This window comes from Runella defluvii, from assembly GCF_014195535.1.
GTDB lineage: Bacteria > Bacteroidota > Bacteroidia > Cytophagales > Spirosomataceae > Runella > Runella defluvii.
In genome coordinates this window covers 309963-331155 of record NZ_JACIBY010000006.1, presented here as the reverse complement: position 1 = coordinate 331155, position 21193 = coordinate 309963, and the positions used below count along the sequence as shown (strand labels likewise).

The 21193-nt window shown below is 44.6% G+C and carries 18 protein-coding genes; 11 read left to right on the top strand and 7 right to left on the bottom strand.

Features of this window, described 5'->3' with window-relative positions:
• Window positions 1-79: 79 nt before the first annotated feature.
• From FHS57_RS16435 to FHS57_RS16425, 3 genes are all read right to left on the bottom strand, one after another.
• Window positions 80-223 (bottom strand): hypothetical protein, encoded by a 144-nt coding sequence (locus tag FHS57_RS16435; RefSeq protein ID WP_183975499.1) that lies wholly within the window; start codon window positions 221-223, stop codon window positions 80-82.
• A 96-nt stretch (window positions 224-319) separates the two neighbouring features.
• Window positions 320-3319 (bottom strand): leucine-rich repeat domain-containing protein, encoded by a 3000-nt coding sequence (locus FHS57_RS16430; RefSeq protein ID WP_183975497.1) that lies wholly within the window; start codon window positions 3317-3319, stop codon window positions 320-322.
• 108 nt (window positions 3320-3427) lie between these two features.
• A complete protein-coding gene (locus tag FHS57_RS16425; RefSeq protein WP_183975495.1) occupies window positions 3428-4288 on the bottom strand; it encodes an alpha/beta hydrolase in 861 nt (286 codons plus the stop codon).
• Window positions 4289-4465: 177 nt separating this feature from the next.
• Between FHS57_RS16425 and FHS57_RS16420 the strand changes: the two genes are divergently transcribed.
• The 6 genes from FHS57_RS16420 to FHS57_RS16395 all read left to right on the top strand — a co-directional run bounded on the left by FHS57_RS16420 (window position 4466) and on the right by FHS57_RS16395 (window position 13828).
• Complete coding sequence (locus FHS57_RS16420; protein WP_183975493.1) at window positions 4466-5119, top strand: RNA polymerase sigma-70 factor; 654 nt, start codon at window positions 4466-4468, stop codon at window positions 5117-5119.
• A 54-nt stretch (window positions 5120-5173) separates the two neighbouring features.
• Complete coding sequence (locus tag FHS57_RS16415; RefSeq protein ID WP_183975491.1) at window positions 5174-6181, top strand: FecR family protein; 1008 nt, start codon at window positions 5174-5176, stop codon at window positions 6179-6181.
• 123 nt (window positions 6182-6304) lie between these two features.
• Complete coding sequence (locus tag FHS57_RS16410) at window positions 6305-9781, top strand: SusC/RagA family TonB-linked outer membrane protein (RefSeq protein WP_183975489.1); 3477 nt, start codon at window positions 6305-6307, stop codon at window positions 9779-9781.
• Between the two features lie 21 nt (window positions 9782-9802).
• A complete protein-coding gene (locus tag FHS57_RS16405; protein ID WP_183975487.1) occupies window positions 9803-11239 on the top strand; it encodes a RagB/SusD family nutrient uptake outer membrane protein in 1437 nt (478 codons plus the stop codon).
• Between the two features lie 164 nt (window positions 11240-11403).
• The gene (locus FHS57_RS16400) at window positions 11404-12117 is read left to right on the top strand and encodes an SGNH/GDSL hydrolase family protein (RefSeq protein WP_183975485.1); all 714 of its coding nucleotides are present in this window, start codon (window positions 11404-11406) and stop codon (window positions 12115-12117) included.
• A 10-nt stretch (window positions 12118-12127) separates the two neighbouring features.
• Complete coding sequence (locus tag FHS57_RS16395; RefSeq protein ID WP_183975483.1) at window positions 12128-13828, top strand: FAD-dependent oxidoreductase; 1701 nt, start codon at window positions 12128-12130, stop codon at window positions 13826-13828.
• Between the two features lie 82 nt (window positions 13829-13910).
• On the opposite strand, the gene FHS57_RS16390 is transcribed toward FHS57_RS16395, so the two are convergent.
• On the bottom strand, window positions 13911-14441 hold the full coding sequence (locus FHS57_RS16390) for a DUF2911 domain-containing protein (protein ID WP_183975481.1): 531 nt from the start codon (window positions 14439-14441) through the stop codon (window positions 13911-13913).
• A 243-nt stretch (window positions 14442-14684) separates the two neighbouring features.
• Here FHS57_RS16390 and FHS57_RS16385 point away from each other — a divergent pair, with 243 nt between their 5' ends.
• The 5 genes from FHS57_RS16385 to FHS57_RS16365 all read left to right on the top strand — a co-directional run bounded on the left by FHS57_RS16385 (window position 14685) and on the right by FHS57_RS16365 (window position 19229).
• Complete coding sequence (locus FHS57_RS16385; RefSeq protein WP_183975479.1) at window positions 14685-16085, top strand: glycoside hydrolase family 88 protein; 1401 nt, start codon at window positions 14685-14687, stop codon at window positions 16083-16085.
• Window positions 16086-16262: 177 nt separating this feature from the next.
• The gene (locus tag FHS57_RS16380) at window positions 16263-17711 is read left to right on the top strand and encodes an oxidoreductase (protein WP_183975477.1); all 1449 of its coding nucleotides are present in this window, start codon (window positions 16263-16265) and stop codon (window positions 17709-17711) included.
• Window positions 17712-17796: 85 nt separating this feature from the next.
• A complete protein-coding gene (locus FHS57_RS16375; protein WP_183975475.1) occupies window positions 17797-18111 on the top strand; it encodes a type II toxin-antitoxin system HigB family toxin in 315 nt (104 codons plus the stop codon).
• Window positions 18099-18458: a helix-turn-helix domain-containing protein gene (locus tag FHS57_RS16370; protein WP_183975473.1), complete on the top strand. Its 360-nt coding sequence runs from the start codon at window positions 18099-18101 to the stop codon at window positions 18456-18458. Before FHS57_RS16375 ends, FHS57_RS16370 begins: the two co-directional genes overlap by 13 nt.
• Window positions 18459-19229, top strand: coding sequence for a 3-ketoacyl-ACP reductase (locus FHS57_RS16365; protein WP_183975471.1), 771 nt, complete (start codon window positions 18459-18461; stop codon window positions 19227-19229).
• 9 nt (window positions 19230-19238) lie between these two features.
• Here the strand turns inward: FHS57_RS16365 and FHS57_RS16360 are convergent, their stop codons facing one another.
• The 3 genes from FHS57_RS16360 to FHS57_RS16350 all read right to left on the bottom strand — a co-directional run bounded on the left by FHS57_RS16360 (window position 19239) and on the right by FHS57_RS16350 (window position 21107).
• Window positions 19239-20069 (bottom strand): hypothetical protein, encoded by an 831-nt coding sequence (locus tag FHS57_RS16360; protein ID WP_183975469.1) that lies wholly within the window; start codon window positions 20067-20069, stop codon window positions 19239-19241.
• Between the two features lie 84 nt (window positions 20070-20153).
• Entirely contained in the window at window positions 20154-20534 is a 381-nt protein-coding gene (locus FHS57_RS16355) for a hypothetical protein (protein WP_183975467.1), read from the bottom strand.
• 36 nt (window positions 20535-20570) lie between these two features.
• A complete protein-coding gene (locus tag FHS57_RS16350; protein ID WP_183975466.1) occupies window positions 20571-21107 on the bottom strand; it encodes a hypothetical protein in 537 nt (178 codons plus the stop codon).
• Window positions 21108-21193 lie beyond the last annotated feature (86 nt).

Genomic DNA, 21193 nt, shown 5'->3' with positions numbered 1-21193 from the left:
GGTTCGTTAACTACTATAACAAAACCTGACAGCGTTGAAATTTGATGAAGCAGAGGCGCATTATGGTACCTCTGCTTTTTTATTTGGAGGCGTTAGCCCGTGCTTTTTCGATGGTTTCTTGAAGTTGTTTCATATCTATTGTTTTAGCATCCGCATTGGCAATTCGTAGCTTTTCTTCTACAATATTGTAGCCTTGTCTTGGCGACTCATCTGTTGTTTTCATCTTAAAGAGCGTTTGAAATCAAAAAATAATCATATTGTTGATTAGCCTCAAAAGGTGCAGGGTGAATAGTATCAAACCTAAAGGCTTCTACTGTACTTAGATAAAAAATCCTTTAAAAGTTTCCCATTGTTCCAATAAAGTGGGAAGTTTCTTTTCAATGTCAACGCTTAGGAAGCCAATCGCGACAACATCTTTTAGGTCTTTTAGTTTTTTGAATGTTCTGTCAATAATTGAAATTGATGTTTTTTGTTGCGATTTTTCTTCGGCGTCTTCCAGCTTATTAAATTCATCAAGTGCTTTTATTAAGGCTTTTTTCCAGTTCTCATTTTCAATATTATACTCTTCTAAATCAAGTAATAACTCTTTGATTTCTGAAAATTCTTTTAAACCGCCCACATCTACTTTGATGCTTACAGTAGCCTTGTTTACATTTTTTTGTTCAAAATGAGGTTTATTCTCAATTTTTATATTTATTCCATCGTGTCCCATTTTTCGTTGCGTTTGGTTTTTATCCTCAAATAAATCTAAAACTTCTAAAACATCAATGTTGGAAAGCTGGTAACTTGGATGATAGGGAATAATTCTAACACCGTTCCGCAAGCTGTTCAACATTTCATCGTAAGGCAGAAAAGTTTCGTTGCCGTCTTTTTGATACAATACTTGCTCTTTGAAATCAAAATTATGGTAAATACTCAAAATTTCCCTAAAATCAGCCCGTATCACTTCCCAAAAACCTCTGATGTTAACTCCCTTTATCCAACAATCAATTTGTTTTGAGTAGAGATTGGTTTCTATCAAAGCATAAGTTTCACTATCTGGATGTTTGATGTAAATTCCTGATTGCCAATAATCTTTCCCTTTTATTTTTAAGAGATTTTTGGCAATAAACCTATGAATGATAAGCATCTCAAAAGGGGAATCAAATTGCAAACGGTAAGATCGAGCTTCCTGTTTGGCAAAGCTATAGTCTCTATTTGGTTTTTCACCAAAAGCAGAGGGTACCAGAAAACTGTTTTGTTGGAAAGGGTCTCGTTGACATAAATCGTATTGAAGCATTAGTTCAATAATAAATTGAAACTGATTCTCGGTGTATTTAATTCGAATGGTTTTATCAGAAAAAATTTCTTTTTCGTCTTTGAAAATCTCTTTCAAATCATACCAAGATAAATGGCCTTTGTTGACTCTGTTTTGTTCAGAAACTAAAATAGAATAAGCTCCTGTTGTAAGCCATTCGGGATTCAAGACTTGCAAATCCTCTAAAATAGGTTTGTCAAAAAATACAATAGAGCCTATTGAGTCTAATATTTTCAACAAGTTTTTTTGTCTATCAAGGTCATCGTATTCTTCTTCGTTACACCATTTTTGATACGTTTCGTAAGTGATATAGTTTCTGCCTACCGAGACTTCTTCCTCTAATCTTTGCTTTATGTTAAACCATTTAACCAAATACTCAGCATTTAAGCCTTCATTTCTTAAAATATGTGCTGTAAGGGCTTTTTTGAACGATTCTATACCTTCTCCTGTTTGACAGGACAGTAAAAATGGCTCAGGAACTTTTGGGTATTTTTTTCGTAATTCATAAAAATTACTCAGGAAATCCGCCTTTTTATCTTCTTCCTGTTTGCAATTGTAAGCAATCAAAATTTCTGAATCACGGCCTAATTTTTCAATTTGGTCGAGCCAATAATTGGCTTTTTGGTCATTACGTGGATTGAGCACTAATACGTAGATAACACGCTCAGTAAAGAAAAATTGATGCAGAGAGTGTTGAATATGTTGCCCGCCAAAATCCCAAAGATTTACTCGGATTGTTTCCCCTTTTTCATTCTCAATTTCTTCCCACGCAATTTTATTGATACCATGTGTAGTAACTTCATTTTTGTCGAATGTATTAAAAACTACTCTTCGCATTAGGCTTGTTTTACCTACTCCGCCATCACCTACAAAAATTAATTTGCACTCATTTAAAGGTTTCCTTTTTCCTACAAAATATTCAATAACGGCCTCTCGCCCCTGCTTTACTATTTCAAGCGGAGGGTTGACAATTGGATTATCTTTTAAGCCAATTTTGCCTTCTAACTCCCAAGAATATTCGTTTTCTAAATCTATTTCCAAGCCATTGTTTAGCAATGGCAATAATGATTTAAGGTCGTTGGTTTGATTGAAGTTCAGGTTTAACAATTGTAATGCTGTGAGTTTTTCAAGAAAACGAATATCGGAGATTTGATTGAAGCTCAGGTTTAACGATTGTAATGCTGTGAGTTTTTTAAGAAAACGAATATCGTTGATTTGATTGAAGTTCAGGTCTAACGATTGTAATGCGGTGAGTTTTTCAAGAAAACTATAATCGGAGATTTGATTGTTGCTCAGGTCTAACGATTGTAATGCGGTGAGTTTTTCAAGAAAACTATAATCGGAGATTTGATTGTTGCTCAGGTATAACGATTGTAATGCCGTGAGTTTTTCAAGAAAACGAATATCGGAGATTCGATTGTTGCTCAGGTATAATGATTGTAATGCCGTGAGTTTTTCAAGAAAACGAATATCGGAGATTTGATTGCTGCTCAGGTTTAACAATTGTAATGCCGTGAGTTTTTCAAGAAAACGAATATCGGAGATTTGATTGTTGCTCAGGTCTAACGATTGTAATACCGTGAGTTTTTCAAGAAAACGAATATCGGAGATTTGATTGATGCTCAGGTCTAACGATTGTAATGCCGTGAATTTTTCAAGAAAACGAATATCGGAGATTTGATTGTTGCTCAGGTCTAACGATTGTAATACCGTGAGTTTTTCAAGAAAACTATAATCGGAGATTTGATTGTTGCTCAGGTCTAACGATTGTAATGCCGTGAGTTTTTGTAAGACAACCAATTCATTTCCTTTAAAGCTATTTTTTTTGCCTCGATTAGAAGTTGTAACCCATTTTTTAATCTCTTTATCAAAATAAAAATCTCCTAAATTTAATTTTTCCAACCAAACACAGTCCAACAATTCTTCGGGTAATTGATTTTTTAATCCACAATTTCCTAAATCTAAAAAAGGAGCTTTGGTGCGTTTGTTTTCGGCAATGAGGCGGAGAGCAAGTTTAGACATAGTATAAAAAGGGGAGGTTGAGTAACTACCAAAAATAGTAGAAGTTTCTTTGGGTTCAAAAAAAACGCTGTTAGGACTTTTGTCTCGGTCAGACGATAGTCAGACCGATTACAACACCCCCTTAAAAAATCCCGCCATCTTATTCATCAATTCTTTCTTGGCATACTCAGGGCTGGAGTGGCCTGCGTTGGGAATAAATTCAATCTGAACGGGTAGGTTCTTACTTTTGTAAACACTCATCAATTCGATGGATTGGTTGATAGGTACCTGAATATCTTGCTCGCCGTGCACAATAAAAAGGGGCGGCGCATTGGCAGTTACCTGATAAACAGGGCTGGCGAGTTTGGCTAGGTCGGGCACTTGCTCAACGGGTTTGCCCAATAAAATGGCCAAGGCAGGCAAACGTACGTTCAGGCCGTGCGGTGTTGATTGGTTCAGAATGGTCAAGAAATTGGTTGGGCCAAAAAAATCAATGCACGCTTGTACCGATGAAGAAGTAGAGGTGTATTTCCCAAGCGTTCCTTCGAGCGTTGGATGGTTGTTGGTCGTAGCAACCAACGCCGCCAAATGTCCACCCGAAGAAGCTCCCCAAATGATGATTTTATCGGCTCGGTAGCCATAAGTAGCGGCGTTGGCCCTCAAAAAGCGAATTGCGGCTTTGATGTCATGCACGGGCGCAGGGAAAGCCTTTTCGGTACTCGCCCGAAAATCAACACTTGCCAGCGCATAACCATGTTCCAACATCCCTAAAGGCGGGTTTTCTTTGCTGCCCGAATGCCAAGCGCCGCCGTGAATCCAAACAATTAAGTAGGGAGAAGTATGCTGCTTGAGTTTATAAATGTCCAGTTGGAGCTTTTTGCCGTCGGCTTCGGCATATACAATGTTTTTGACAACAAGCGTATCTTCCTGAGCCTGTGCCCAAAACGTAAGAAGGCAAACCCAAAGGGTTAAAAAAGGGAGTTTCATCATTATTAGTATCTCCAAATGAGTTCAAAGATAAATAGTAAAGTCGATAGTTGACGAAGGAGTAACACTACGATTAGCACATTAATTTCAAAATTTCTGATAGGGAACTAAGGGGAGTTTTTAGAAAACTTGTCTCTATTATATAAAGTGTCTAAGAAATTTTTATCCAAAACCCATAAAATGCAATCGACCTTACTGGATAGTGCGGGTGATGAAGCACCGAAACCGAATGTGCATTCATTACTGAACGAAGAGGCTACCAACGAGGAATTGGCCAGCGAAAAACGGGAATGGAATGACAACGAACTGTTTATCCGACAAGCTTTTGTCGAGAACCCTTCTCAGGGTTGTGCGTTGTTGTTTCGCCGTTATCACAAAATCCTGTGCAGCCATGCTGTGCGATTTGTGTATTCCAAAGACATTGCCGAAGACCTAGTAAGTGATGTGTTTTGTCGGTTTTGGAAAACCAAAGCCTACGAAACCGTCACGAGTTCGTATCGTCTTTATTTGTTTAGAAGTGTGCGAAATGAGGCACTTAACTACTTACGTTGGGAGTTTAAAGAAACCGAAACCATCGAGTTGGCAGAATACCGCGAATCGCCCCGTGGCCAACAACCCGACCACGCCACGCAATACGAAGAAGTTGTCAAAAAAGTGGAAGAACTCGTCAATACCTTACCTCCACAATGCCAAAAGGTGTTTTTAATGAGCCGTTTTGAGGGAAAAAAATACCAAGAAATAGCGGATGAAATGGCCCTCTCCCTCAAAACAGTCGAAGCTCATTTAGGGAAGGCGCTGAGTATCATGCGAAATGGGCTCAAAAACCACCTGTGACTAAGGGGAGTTGGCCTATTTCTTATCTAAATAGTAACACACTATCTGAAACAAATGAAACAAGACATAAGCAAAGAGTTGATATTTAGCCATTTTGCCCATAAATCTTCGCCATTACAACGAAAGATGATTGACGAATGGTTACAAATCGAAGCCAACGAAGAGCAGTATTTCGCGTGGCTCGAAGAGTGGGAGCAGACGCACCCGCAATACTTACCTCAGAGCGAATTGGCCTTAGAAAATTACGAGGCATTTTTGGAAGCCAACCCCCATACCCACCTCCAAGCCGAATTGGCCGCGTCGGAACCCGTGGTTTCCTCAAACCGTCGCTACTGGTTTCGTTGGTTAGCCGCGGCGTCTGTTGTGTTGGTGTTGGGCGGCGTGGGCTGGCTGTTCCGTGGCAGTTTATTATACCAAACCTACCAAACTGCCTTTGGCGAAACCAAGTCGTTGCTGTTGCCAGATGGAAGTAAAGTGACGCTCAATGCCAATTCGTTGCTACGGCTCCCGCGTTTTGGTTTTGGGACAAAAAATCGGGAAGTGTTCTTGAAAGGGGAAGCGAGTTTTTCAGTTACGCATACGCCTGACCATCAGAAGTTTGTGGTAAAAACCAACAAGCAATTTGAGGTGGTGGTTTTGGGGACGGAATTTTCGGTATATGCCCGCCAGCGGATTTCTAAAGTGGTATTGAGCAAAGGGAAAGTACAGGTGCGCTACCAACAAGGCCGTACCCAAAAACAAATTGTGCTTACACCTGGCGATTTGGTCACGCTCGACCGCGAGAATAACATGGATAAAAAGGCCGTGTCGCATCCCCAAAACTACGCCGCATGGGAGCAAAAACGATTTGTGTTTGAAGAAACGAGCTTGCAGGACGTCGCCTATCTGCTGCAAGAAAACTACGGGTTGGAGGTCGAGATCAAAGACAAAGATTTGTCCGAGCGGGTCATTATGGGGTCGTTTCGGGCAGAGAACGTTGACCAACTCTTACAGTCCATTTCGGAGCTGCTGGATATTAGCGTAGTTAGGCAAGGGAATAGAGTTCAACTGTCTGATAAATAAGTGAAATAGCCGACTTTCCAAGTTTAAAAATCTATTGATTATCAAAGAGATGAGCTTGAAACTTGGACAGTCTATAGTGGTGTAACTGTTTAATTAACTAAGCGAATTTAACTTATCGAGAATATGAAAAAACGATTATCAAATTCCTCCAAAATTGGGCTTCTCCTCACAGTGATTTTACTGGGAAATCAGTTGGGACGAACGCAGACGTTTGCCAAAGCCCAAACGGTTATCAAAAAAAACAACGATAGCGCTCGCACGGCTGCGCCGCGCCCGCTCAAAGAGGTGCTCAGTGAGCTGATGAAAACGTACCAAGTAGAGATTATGTTTGAGCGCGATGCGGTCGAAGGCTTGGTCGTTCAAGCAGCGCCCGTGAATCAACAATTGAAGCTTGAAAAAAGCCTAGACAACCTGCTGCGACCGTTGGGGTTGAAGTACAAAAAAGTAAACAGCAATTCTTATTTGATTATTGGCGAGCGTAAAAAATCTTCCAAATCGTCCAGTGGCGTTTTGGAGCGGTTCCCCGAGGGCATGTTGCCTGGGCAAGAAGTAGAACGAACTGCCACCACAACGGAAGTATTGACGCCGTTCGAGACAAGGGCGGCGGTTGAGCAAGTACTTAAAGGCAAAGTCACTGATGCCGAAAAAGGCGATGGGCTGCCAGGGGTAAGTGTTTTGATAAAAGGAACAACAAAAGGCACAACCACCAATGCCAATGGGGAGTATTCACTCCCAATTCCTGACAATGGCGCCGTGTTAGTGTTTAGCTTTGTTGGCTACGAGCCGCAAGAAATGGCCATTGGTAACCAAACTCAGCTGAACATCGCTTTGAAAGCCGACATCAAGGCGCTGAACGAAGTAGTGGTAGTTGGTTATGGACAAGTCAAAAAAAGTGATTTGACGGGTTCGGTAGCGACGGTGGCCGTTGAGGAAATCAAGAAAGTGGCGGTTACGTCGCTCGACCAAGCCTTGCAAGGGCGCGCGGCGGGGGTGCAAATCACCCAAAACTCAGGTGCGCCAGGGGGCTCTACCACCATCCGAATTCGCGGAGGAAACTCAATTCAGGGAGACAATGAACCCTTGTACGTTATTGATGGGATTCCGTTCAAAAACGATGGTGCGGGCAGTGGGTCGAGTTTCAACGTGTTGAGTACGCTCAATCCCAGCGACATCGAGTCCATGTCGGTCTTGAAAGATGCTTCTTCTACGGCCATTTATGGTTCGCGCGGGGCCAATGGCGTAGTGATTATTACCACCAAACGAGGCAAAGCAGGCAAATCCACCATCAACCTTGAAAGCTATTATGGTGTGCAAGAAGTCCGTAAGAAATATGGCGTATTGAACGGCCGTGAATACGCCCAGTTTGTCAATGATGCCAATACCAACGAAGGACGCGCCGCCGTTTATACCCCAGACCAAGTGAACGCTTTTGGCGAAGGTACAGACTGGCAAAATGAGATTTTTCGCTCGGCGCCCATTTCTAACTACCAACTTTCGATGAGTGGTGGCGATGAACGAACGCAATACGCGCTTTCGGGAGGTTATTTTAAACAAAATGGGATTGTGACAAACTCCGATTTTGACCGTTATTCGCTCCGACTCAACTTAGACAGAAAGCTCACCAACCGCCTCAAAGTAGGAAACAGCCTTACCGTTAACCGTACCGTGACCAACCAATCGCGTACCGATGGGGATTTGGGAAGCGCGGGATTGGTGACGATAGCAGCCTTGCAATTCCCGCCCATCCTGCCCGTTTATAACCCTGATGGTACTTACCTTATCACCAGTCCAGCGTTATCTTTTACGGCCGATAACCCCGCTGCTTTGGCCAAAGAAAGCCAAAATACTACCACCGCGATGCGTGTTTTTGGAAATGTGTTTGGAGAATACCAAATCATGGAAGGGTTGAATTTTAAAGTGTTATTGGGGGCAGATGCCATCATTCAAAAGCGAGATTCGTACCTGCCGCGTAGCGTAGGGAGTGGTTTGGCGCAAGGTGGTGCGGCGTCTATTTTCAATGGACAATCCATGACGTGGTTGAATGAAAATTTGTTGAGCTACACCAAATCTTTTGGCGTCCATAACATCAGCGCCCTTATAGGCTATACCCAACAGGCCAACCGTACCGAAAACAATACGGCGGCTTCGCGAAACTTTGTAAATGATAACTTAAATTCGGGCAATTTGGGGGCAGGTTCGGTGCCATTGGTACCTTCGTCGGGCATTGGTACGTGGGGCTTGCAGTCGTACTTGGCCAGAATCAATTACGGTTACCGCGACAAATACCTCTTTACGGCGTCTTTTCGGGCCGACGGTTCTTCGCGCTTTGGAGCCAATAATCGCTACGGATATTTCCCTTCGGCGGCGTTGGCGTGGCGTGTGTCAGAAGAGGATTTCTTGAAAAATGCCCGAGTAATTAGTGACTTGAAATTGCGGGCTACCTACGGTTCTACAGGAAACCAAGATGGTATTGGCAATTATCCAGCATATTCGTTGTTAGGAACGCAAAATTATATTTTTGGCAATGCCGTTTCGACGGGAATTGGGCCTTCCCAAATTGCCAACCCCGATTTGTCGTGGGAAACGACGACCCAAGCGGATTTGGGTATTGATGTTGGTTTCTTCAATAACCGAATCACCTTTGTGGCCGATTTGTACCTCAAACGTACCAAAGATTTATTGCTTAACGTAACCGTTCCGAGTACGTCGGGGTATTCGAGCGCTATTCAAAATTTGGGAAAAGTAGAGAACAAAGGGATAGAATTTAGCCTTTCGTCGCGCAATATTGATAAAGCGTTTAAATGGAATACCGACTTCAATTTTGCCACCAATCGCAACACTGTTTTGGACATTGGCGGCGCTCCCCAAATTTTTGCGGGCCAAGTAGCCAACATTGCCCAAAACGTCAACTCTGGTGTTATTCGGGTGGGCGAACCGTTGGGGTCGTTTTATGGCTACGTGACCAATGGCCTCTATCAAACAACCGATGAGCTGACGGCACTGAGCGACCCGCAGGCGCGGAAACCAGGCGATCGCAAATACGCTGATTTGAACGGCGATAAGAAGATTGATGACAACGACCGTACCATCATCGGTCGCGCCCAGCCCAAGTTTTTGGGAGGTATCAGCAACTCCTTTTCGTACAAAGGCTTTGAGCTAACCCTGTTTTTGCAAGGTGTTTATGGGAATAAAATCCTGAACGCCAATCGGTTTGAGTTGGAGTATTTGAGCGGGGTCAACAACCAAAACCGAGATATGTTGAACCGTTGGACGCCAACAAATACCAATACAGATATTCCAAGGGCTTCAACCACGCGGCCTGCCAACCGTATTTCGTCGCGCCAAATCGAAGATGGTTCGTACTTACGGTTGAAAAACGCCCAATTGGCCTATAACCTGCCCACATCGGTGATAAAAGCGCTCAATATTCAGTCGTTTCGGGTGTATGTGACTGCACAAAACTACCTGACTTGGACGAAATATTCGGGCTATGACCCTGAGGTAAACCGCTTCGGGCAAGATAGTCGTAGTCAAGGGTTTGATTACAGCAGCTACCCTGCCGCAAAAACCTTGTTATTGGGCATTAATGTCGGTTTTTAATTCATTAAACTCATGAATACAATGAACGCAAAATATATACTTACAGGTCTTTGTCTGACACTTTGTGTTGCGTCTTGCAACGTCTTAGAGCAAACGCCTGAGTCGAATTTTACCCCTGAAAATTTTTACCGAAATGCCGATGACGCCAAAGCCGCAGTAAGTTCGGTCTATGACCTGATGAATACGGCCGAAATGTACAATCAAATCGTGTGGATTTTGCAAGACCAAGCCACCGACGACTCCGAATGGGGCGGAGGACGCTCAACGGCCAACCAAGCCAAAAACGATTTGGATAAATACACCTTTACGCCTGCCACGAGCACTTTTCAATCGCTCTGGACGGCTACTTACCGTGCCATCAATCGGGCCAATACCGTCATCAGTCGCGTACCTAATGTGACGATGGATACTGACTTGAAAAACCGATTAATTGCCGAAGCTAAGTTTATGCGTGGTTTTTATTATTTCAACTTGGTGCGCTTGTTTGGGGGCGTTCCGTTGGTGACTAAAGAGACCACTTCGCTCAACGATTTGGCCGTAGCACGGGCGTCGGCCGATGAGGTGTATCAGCAAGTTATTCAGGATTTTACGGAAGCAGAGGCGGTTTTGCCAGCTACTTACGGAGCGGGCGACCGTGGCCGCGCCACGAAGGGAGCCGCAAAGGCGTTTTTGGCCAAAGTCTATTTGACCCGCCAAGAATGGCCCAAGGCATCGGCAAAGGCCAAAGAGGTAATGGATATGGGGGTGTATGACCTTTGGGCTAACTACGCCGACGTGTTTGCCATTGCGAACAAAAACGGAAAAGAAGCCATTTTTGAAGTACAAGCCCTCGGCGGTGGGGTTGGAGAAGGAAGCTTTATGCAGGGCTACATGCGGCCTAATTTTGACCGAGTTAATGGCGTCTCTGGTTTTGGAGATGACCCCGTAACCGAAAACCTTTACCGTGCTTACCGCGCCGACGATAAGCGCCGAAACATCAATTTGCGACTTTACACGGCCACAGGGACTCCTGCGGCTCCAGCGAGTGTCGCGTTTCCGTGTTATGTATATAAATATTTAGACCCCACCGCTACCGCCAATGGAGAAGGAAGCAATAACTTTCCCGTACTTCGGTATGCCGATGTTGTTTTGATGTATGCCGAAGCCCTCAACGAACAAGCAGCTGCTTCTACCGAAGCCTACGCTAACGTCAATCGGATTCGTAGTCGTGCGGGGATTCCGAACTTGACGCCCAACCTGACGCAGGCACAATTTAGAGATAGTTTGCTGTTGGAAAGACGCTTAGAATTGGCCTTTGAGGGACATCGGTGGTTTGATTTGTCCAGACGGAAAAAACTGATTGAAGCCCTGAAAATCCAAAACCCGAGCATCAAGGTTGAGGAGTATCACTATTTGTACCCCATTCCGCAAACGGAGAGAGATTCTAACCCCAAACTAAGTCAAAATCCTGGTTATTAGAGGAGTATTCGTGGTTGAGCAAGGTACAAAAACTTCTATTTTTTGGTGCCTATTCTATTGTGTTCTATGTGTTTTCACTGATAGAACACAATAGCCAGAGTAAATCTAAACGTAGTTTTGGTTTATTATCATAACGCGTCGGGAACGGGCATTAACCTTTTTTTATGAAGCGTCGAAAATTTATTCAGCATACAGTTTTGGGTTCGTCATTGCTGACGATGGGTATAGCTCAAGCCAAAGGTATATCTACAGAAATTATCAACTCAGGCGTAGGTGGTAACAACACGGTCGATTTATTGGCCCGCATCGACAAAGACTGTTTGGCACACCAGCCTGACTTAACGATATTGATGGTAGGAACCAACGATATGAATAGCCGAAAATTCATTCCGTTGGCAGAATATGAGAAAAATATGCGCCAAATCATCGAAAGGATTTTGGCTGTTAAAAGCAAAGTTTTACTCATGAACCTACTGCCTGTATATGAACCATACTTAATGACGCGACACAAGCCTGAGTTTTATCAACCCGAAGGCCATGCGGGTCGTAAGGCACAAATGAACCAGTTGATTAAACAATTGGCAACGGCTTATAGGCTGTCTTTTTTGGACTTACATCATCTTTTTGAAAAAGTGGGCAACGTGAGTTTAGAAACCAGTAGCTTGATAAAAAACGAAGCAAACAGCAAAACAACGGATGGGCTACATCCAACGCCCGACGGCTATCGAGTAATCGGAGTAGCAGTGTATGAGCACTTGATTAACAATGAGTTGCCTCGTCAAAAAATAGTTTGTTTTGGTGACAGTATTACCATTGGCGATGGCAAGCCCGATGGCGCCAATTATCCCGCGTACCTGAAAAAACTTTTAAATTCCTAAACCATTTCTAATGAAAAAAACATCCCTTTTAATTTGGCTTTTGGGGGCTATTCTTTTCTTGCCAAGTTTCAAAACCAACCGAACGCTGGTTCCTCACGCTTTGGTTCGTAAAGCCGACGTGATTATTTACGGCGGTACGTCATCGGCGGTGACGGCGGCGGTGCAGGTGGTAAAAATGGGTAAAACCGCCATTATCGTTTCGCCTGATAAACACCTCGGTGGGTTGTCGTCGGGTGGGCTTGGGTTTACCGATACGGGCAACAAGCAAGTCATTGGCGGGCTTTCGCGGGAGTTTTATCATCGCTTGTACCAGCATTACCAAGAAAATGAGTCGTGGCAATGGCAAAAAAAGGAAGAATATGGCAACAAAGGCCAAGGAACGCCCGCCCTCGATGGTGCCAACCGTACGATGTGGATTTTTGAACCCCACGCGGCAGAACAGGTTTTTGAAGATTTTGTCAAAGAAAACAAATTGGTGGTGTATCGCAACGAATGGCTCGACCGTTCGGCCAAAGGTGTTGTCAAAAAATCGGGAAAAATTACCTCGTTTCGTACCCTAAGTGGCAATGTCTATGAAGGAAAAATGTTTATTGACGCTACTTACGAGGGTGATTTGATGGCCGCTGCGGGCGTGAGTTACCACGTGGGGCGTGAGGCCAACAGCGTCTATGGCGAAAAATGGAACGGTGTACAAGTAGGGGTGTTTCAGCACGGGCATTATTTCAAAAAACCAGTGAGTCCGTACAAAGTTGAGAATGACCCTAAAAGCGGACTTTTGCCTGAGATTTCGTCCGAAACACCAGGTGAAAATGGGTCGGGGGATAACAAACTCCAAGCCTACTGCTTCCGAATGTGTTTGAGCAACCACCCCGACAACCGCGTGTTTTTTACCAAACCTGAAGGGTATAACCCCGACCGATACGAGTTGGTAGCGCGGGTGTTTGCGACGGGTTGGCGCGAGACGTTCGATAAGTATGACCCCATTCCGAACCGTAAAACGGATACCAACAACCACGGGCCTTTTAGTACCGACTACATTGGCAAAAACTACGATTATCCCGAAGCGAGTTACGAACGTCGTAAGGCTATCATCAAAGACCACGAATTATACCAAAAAGGCTTGATGTATTTCTTGCAAAATGACCCTCGCGTTCCTGCCGACGTACAAGACAAAATGAAACAGTGGGGCTTACCCAAAGATGAATTTAAGGACAACGGCGGCTGGCCGCATCAACTATACATCCGCGAAGCACGACGGATGAAAGGTGTTTTTGTGATGACCGAAGCCGATGCTTTGGGCAAAACGAATGTGCCTCAGCCTGTGGGAATGGGGTCGTACTCGCTCGATTCGCACAATGCCCAGCGTTTTGTGACTAAAGCGGAAGGCCGCCCCGAAGCCTACGTTCAAAACGAAGGCGACATCGGCGTTCATCCCGATAAGCCATATTCGATTGCTTATGGGGCAATTTTACCCAAAGAAACGGAATGTGCCAATCTGCTGGTACCCGTCTGTGTATCAAGTTCGCACATTGCTTATGGTTCTATCCGTATGGAGCCTGTGTTTATGATACTGGGACAGTCGGCGGCAGCAGCGGCGGTCTTGTCCATTGAAAACAACGTTTCGCCTCAAAAATTGCCGTACGAGAAACTTCGTCAGGTACTTGAGAAGGAAAACCAGCGTTTAGATTGGGAAACAAGCCAAGGGAAATAAGACCAAGGCTTACACAAAATAAACCACATAGCGCACAATTATTGTGAGCTATGTGGTTATCTGCCAAGGTTTGTACAACAGGTTACTGATTTACACTAAAAGCTACTTCTACATTTTCCCACAACAGTGAAACCTTGCCTTTGGGAGAAATGGTGTAGAGCAGTTTTTCGTTGAATTGCGACGATTTTTTAGGCTGTACACTCACGCGCAACGCATCCTGTTTTTCGTCGTACTTGAAAGCTCCCCACTGCGCCGCTACTTTGTTGAAAATGAGCGTCCATTTCCCCTCGCTAGGAATGACAAAGAAACCGTATTTGCCCGCAGGCAAGGTAGTGCCTTCAATGGTTGCATCTTTGTCGATTTCAAAAGTGGTAGCCTCGTTGGCCCCCGCCCGCCACACTTGTCCGTAAGGCACCAATTCCCCCCACACTTTGCGGCCTTTGACCGAAGGCTGACCGTAGTTGAGACTAATCGTAATGCCACCTACTTCCCGAGATACTTGAGCGGGCGGGCTTGGGCGTGTGCTTTTGTCTTGGGCAATGGTGTTGAAACCAAAGAAATAAACCAAGGTAAAGGCAAAGAATGTCAGGCTGTTTTTTAGGTACGATTGCATAGCTTACAATAATTTGAGTGGTTAATAAAAATGACTGCGACAAAATTGTGGAACCCTTCAAAAACAACCCGTTCAAACGTGGTTCAAATTGGTGCAAGTTGATTCAAGGAAAACTGGGGAGAACTTTGTGGGAAACTCAAGTAGATTTTAGTCAAAAAACGGTTTATACTACTGACCAAAAAGAAACATTTCTGCTCGGAAAGCGGAACGTTTTCCTCGACTATTAACCGTTGACTATACCGAATGATTCAGATTAACTCCACCCTTACACCTTCTGATTTATCAGCCAAGCTACACGATTTCTGGGCGCTTTCGGCGCAAAAAATCCGCGCTATTGCCGACCACTACGACGTCGCTAAAGGCTCACCTGTTTTTACCGTACAAGGTCAATACACCACGCGCGGCTGGACCGAATGGACACAAGGCTTTCAGTTTGGCGCGGCTATTTTACAATTTGATGCCACGGGCGACGAAGCGTTTTTGGACTATGGTCGCAAAAATACGCTCTCGGTCATGGCCCCTCATGTGAGCCACATTGGCGTGCACGACCACGGCTTCAACAACGTCAGTACCTACGGCAATTTGTTGCGATTGATGCACGAAGGGAAAATCCCTTTCAATGAATGGGAGAAAAATTTCTACGAATTGGCCCTGAAAATCTCAGGGGCTGTGCAAGCAAGCCGTTGGACGACCATCAAAGGCCGCGACGGTGAAGCGAGCGGCGGCTTTATTCATTCCTTCAATGGCCCTCATTCATTGTTTGTTGATACCATTCGCTCGTGCCGCGCTTTGGTGGTAAGCCATCAATTGGGACACGTTTTTCAGGGAGAAAATGACGTTAAAATCAACCTACTCGAACGCGCACTTCAACACATCAAAGCCACGGCCGATTATGCCGTCTATTACGGAGAAGGACGCGATTCGTACGATCTTTGGGGACGTACCGCCCACGAAAGCGTTTTTAACACAAAAGATGGGAATTATCGTTGCCCCAATTCGCAACAAGGTTATACTGGATTCAGTACTTGGACGCGTGGCTTGGCTTGGGCAATGTGTGGTTTCCCTGAGCAGTTGGAAGCCCTCAGTCATATTTCGGACGAGGCGTTAGAGCCGCTGGGAGGACGCGCGTCTATCGAAGCCATGATGCTCAAAGCCGCCCGTGCTACTTGCGACTTTTTTATTGCGCATACGCCTACCGACGGTGTGCCTTATTGGGATACGGGCGCGCCAAATTTACACAAATTAGGCAATTACCTCGACCGTCCTGCCGAGCCGATCAACGACCACGAACCTGTCGATAGTTCCGCCGCTGCCATTGGCGCACAAGGGTTGTTGCGTCTGGGTAAGTATTTGACAGACAAAGGTGAAGCTGCCGACGGACAACGTTATTGGCAAGCAGGACTCACGGTGATGGATACGTTATTGCAAGCGCCTTACCTCAGCACCGACCCTGCGCACCAAGGACTATTGCTACATTCGATTTATCACCGTCCCAACGGTTGGGATTATGTACCAGAAGGTAGTAAAATCCCGTACGGAGAGTCGAGTATGTGGGGCGATTATCACATTCGAGAAGCAGCCCTGTACTTGCAGCGTAATATCAATAACGAACCGTACTACGCTTTTCTAAACTGTGTAAAATGAGGTCAGACGGTAGTCAGACCTCAAACGAGCATAAGCGATAAAGCACCCCGTCTGACTATCGTCTGACGGGGGTAAAGGTCAGACGATAGTCAGACCTCAAACGAGCATAGGTAATAAAAGCTCCGTCTGACTATTGTCTGACGGAGTAATCCAGCAATCACGAACAACAGAACTCCCATGAGCAGCGGAAAATACAAACCCAAATATACCCGAGTGGCCCAGTTAAAAACGACGGCCGATTTGAAGAAACACTTAGAAAATAGCCAAGTTGATTTGGCGTTTGACGAAACTTTATTGCCTCCTGCCGAAAGCCCATTTGGTAAAAAGATTACCCTCAAATCGGGCAAGACGATTGGTAACAGCCTGTGTATTTTGCCCATGGAAGGCTGGGACGGCACACTCGACGGGAAGCCATCGGAGTTTACCAAAAACCGTTGGGTGAAATTTGCGGTGAGCGGAGCCAAGCTATTGTTTGGTTGTGAGGCGGTAGCGGTATGCCACGAGGGAAAGGCCAATCCCAATCAGTTGGTCATGAACGAAGAAAATTTTGAAGAGTTCGTTCAATTACGGCAACTGATTTTGGATAAACATTATGAAAAATTTGGCACCACCGACGACTTAGTCATTGGCCTGCAACTCACGCACTCGGGGCGTTTTTGCAAACCCAATAGCCACAAAAAGTTTGAGTCGAAAATTTTGTATTCGCACCCGTTTTTGAATAAAAAATTTGGCATGGAAGCCGATCACCCCGTCTTGACCGACGAAGAGGTGGACGAAATCATAGACATGTACGTAAAAGCAGCGGTGTTGGCGCAGAAGGCAGGCTACGATTTTGTGGACATAAAGCACTGTCACGGCTACTTGGGGCATGAGTTTTTGAGCGCCATCGACCGCGACGGAAAATACGGTGGTAGCTTTGAAAACCGTACACGCTATCTCCGCAACATCGTCGCGGGTATCAAACAGGCCGCTCCAGGGTTAGAAATGGGGATTCGCTTGAGCGCTTTCGATTTTATACCGTTTAAAAAAGGCACCAACAACCAAGGTGAACCCGAACAAATGGAGACCTATCCGTATGCGTTTGGCGGGCAAAAAGACGGTCTTTCGATTGATTTGGCCGAACCCAAAGCCTTTTTGAGTTTGGCGCAAGAGTTAGGAATTCAGTTGATATGCGTAACGGGGGGAAGCCCTTACTACACGCCTCACCTGACACGTCCTGCGTTGTTTCCGCCGTCGGACGGTTACTTGCCGCCTGAGGAGCCTTTTGCGGGTGTAAAGCGCCAAATTGATGTGACGGCAGGGTTAAAAGCTGAATTTCCTGAATTGGTGATTATTGGTTCTGGCTATTCCTATTTGCAAGAATGGTTGCCCAACGTGGCGCAATACGTGCTTCGCAATGGCATGGCCGATAGCGTGGGTTTTGGGCGTATGGTGCTTTCGTATCCATCTATGCCCGACGATATGATTCAAGGAAAAACACTCACTCGCAATCTCATTTGCCGTACATTTTCCGATTGTACCACCGCGCCACGCCACGGCCTAATCTCAGGTTGCTTCCCACTAGACCCCTATTACAAAAAACGCCCCGAAGCCGAGGAGCTAAAAGCGATAAAGGAAGGGTTGTAGGGAATGGCATCAAAATAGTAAAAATAAATTAGTAGCAAACAAAAAGTTCGCATTTTGCGAACTTTTTGTTTTAACTTTGCAGAGTATGAGAATACATGCCTTGAAAACATTAAAACAGTTTTGGGAGAAATATCCTGACTCGGAACCAAACCTAAGGCACTGGTATGGTAAAATTGAGGGCAATCACTACAAAACGCCTCAGCAAGTGATTGCTGATTTTAAAAATGCAGACTTTGTAGGTAATGAAAGAATAGTATTTAACATAGCACGTAATAAATACAGATTAATAGCAGCATTCAACTATGAATTCCAGCTTTGTTTTGTGAAATTTATTGGCACTCATGCAGAGTATGATAAAATAGATGCTAAAACAATAGATTTTGACTCATGGAAGCAATAAAACTTATTAAAACAGAGGAGGATTATGATAAAGCATTGAAACAATTAGAAATTGTTTTTCATGCAAAACCTGATACTCCAGAAGGAGATTTGTTGGAAGTAATCTCATTATTAATCCACGAATACGAGCAAAAACATTATAAAATCGTACCTCTTACTCCATTAGAAGCACTGAAATACGAAATGGAAGAACAGGGGCTGTCTCAGTCAGGGCTGGCTAAGAGAATGGGGTTGAGTAAAAGCACGATTTCCGAAATTTTGGGTGGTAAAAAACAAATGAGCATCAATTTTTTGAAGTTCATGCACAATGAATTAGGGATTCCAGCACATATTTTATTGGCTTATTAAATGAAAAAAGTAGCATTCGTCACGGGAGGAAGCCGTGGAATAGGGTTGGGAATTGCGGAGCATTTAGCCCCAAAAGGATTTGATTTGGCTATCAATGGAGTACGCGATGAAGCAGCGGTCAGCGATGTCTTGGAACATCTGCGAACGTTGGGTGCCGAGGTCATCTATTGTCAGGGAGATATTGCTTCGGCGGAGGCGCGTGCTAGTATGTTGGCCAAAATAAAAAGCCATTTTGGCCAACTCAATGTATTGGTTAACAACGCGGGAGTTGCCCCCAAAGTGCGTGCCGATATTTTGGAAGCCGCCGAAGAAAGCTTTGATTATGTGCTCAATACCAACCTCAAAGGAACGTATTTCCTGACGCAAGCTGTCGCTAATTGGATGGTCGAACAAAAAGAAACATCACCAGATTTTGAAGGAAGTATCATTACCATTTCGTCGATTTCGGCCACAGTAGCGTCCGTCAATCGCGGGGAGTATTGCGTGGCGAAAGCAGGATTAGGCATGATGACGCAGCTTTTTGCTGCTCGATTGGGCGAGCTGGGCATCCCCGTCTATGAAGTACGCCCAGGGGTCATCAAAACCGACATGACGTCGGGGGTAGCGGCTAAGTACGATAAACTCATCGCCGAAGGACTTACCGTGCAACCTCGCTGGGGCTACCCTGACGACATCGGCAAGGCCGTGGCGGCCATTGCCGATGGAGCGTTTCCGTACTCAACGGGCCAAGTATTTGTCATTGACGGAGGGTTGACGTTGGCGCGGTTGTAGGAAGTATTCCTAGTATTGATATTCGTAAAATACCTTCGTGCCATCGCTCCGCTGAATGGTCATGCGGGAGATGCGTCCGTTGCCATCGAAGGTGTAAGAAAAGTCGAGAATGAGATTGCCAGATGACATACCTGAGGTAGCGTTAATGGTCATTTTTTTAACCAAACGGCTGCTATATTTACCTAAAAAATCGCCACGCATCGAAAAATGAGGAGTAATCCAGCTAGTGATTTCTTGACGAATGGTATTTGGAAGGTCGGTGTATTCGTAAGAAGCATTTGTCGTTAGTCCTTGGTGATTAACACCACTCCACGAAAGCAAATTTCCTTGGCCATTGTACTCAAACTTAGTCAGTTTAGTCTCATTGGCCATGCTTACCAAAAAACCGTTTTTGTAAAAATAACGGGTATTGACTTCACGTTTAGGAGTGCTGGCGGTAGTCCCTTTTGAACTTTGAGCCAGTCCTTCAGCATTCAACTGAAATGTCGTTGTTTCACCACTTACTTTACTAAAAGCTGTTTTAGTCGTACGGTCAGTTCTTTCCTGAAAAATAGTGTCGTTGCCTGTAACGATGTGAAGAAGTTCGTTGTTTGAACCATATTTGAAAGAATAAGTGCCCACAAATAACTGATCAATAGCCACTTTGACCGAAGACGGCTGTGCATTGTTCAGGGCGGGAGACGCAATGTCAGGATGCGTTTTTGCGTAATTTTCAGCTTGTTCTGCCAGGGTAGGCTCATTGGGTTTTAGCGGTTCTGGTTCGGTTTCCAATCCCGCCTGGCGACAAGAGAAACTCCCCAATGCCACCATCAATGCGATAAGTAAAAATGAAGCTTTCATAGAAGTAAAGATAGAAACGTTGTAGATGTCTGTTTCTAACTAAAACGCTCTATGAAAGCTAGTTAGTGTGTGGAGATTGATTTTTTACTCTCCTTGATTACCTATTTTTTCAAACACAGGAACGTAGAACTGTAAACGCTTGTCGCGATAGCCCCAGCTTTGTAGTTGTGCGTCGGTTAGTTCGTGTTCGGCTATGAGGATAGACTCTTTGCAGTTGGGCATGATCCACCGATACACTGCCGTTACATTGTCGCCATTTGGCTCTTCCGAATACGCCTCAAACTGAAATGTTTTTTGGGTATAACCCCAGCTAATAAGCTGCTGGTCAGTATAAATACTTTCGGGCAATGACATAAAATCTTTGGTAACGGGCGATATCCAGCGATTGACTACTGTAGTTTGTTGGGCGATACTGTGCCCAGCTACGCTTGCCCACAGGCAAAGCGAGAGGAGGAGGGGTTTCATAAATGTATTGTTTTGGGAGGGGGGGAAAAGAGTATCTTACTTACTTGCATTGATAATAAATGCACCGTAAGAGGCATCGGTGGCTGAGGTAATGCGTGGGAAATTGGTTATGCCAAAGCCAAAAGTAGCAGCCCAACCTAATGCTTCCTGAGCTCTTTCACGGGCACTCGTACCCATGATTACATTGTCAGACGTGAGCGTTAAGGAGTTGTTACTTAGATTGTAAGTGAAACTTACGACATCTTCGTTGGTGGATTGGTCTATGAAGACAACCTTTTTGATTCCATTTACTTTTTCTTGACGATAGTTGTACGTTGTATTGCCTATGGTGACGGTGCCCGTACTAAAATCCAGAAAGTCATTAGGAATACGAGTCGTTGTACCTCTCTGATTATACAATGTGTTGTTGGCAGTGTATTTCAACTCCAATTGAACATTGCTCATTTTGTAAGTGCCCAGCAGTGGCCAGGCGGCTTCTACCGCTTTCTGGAAAAGACCGCAGCTTGTAAGCGTAGCAGTGAGCAAAATGGCTACAAGCGAGGCAGTATGAATAGGTCGAATGAAGGTCTTCATTTTATTTATTATCTTGAAGAAATGACTTAGTGTAATTTTTGTAAAGTGGCTTCAAAAAAAGCAACAATTCCCATTTGGTGAATATG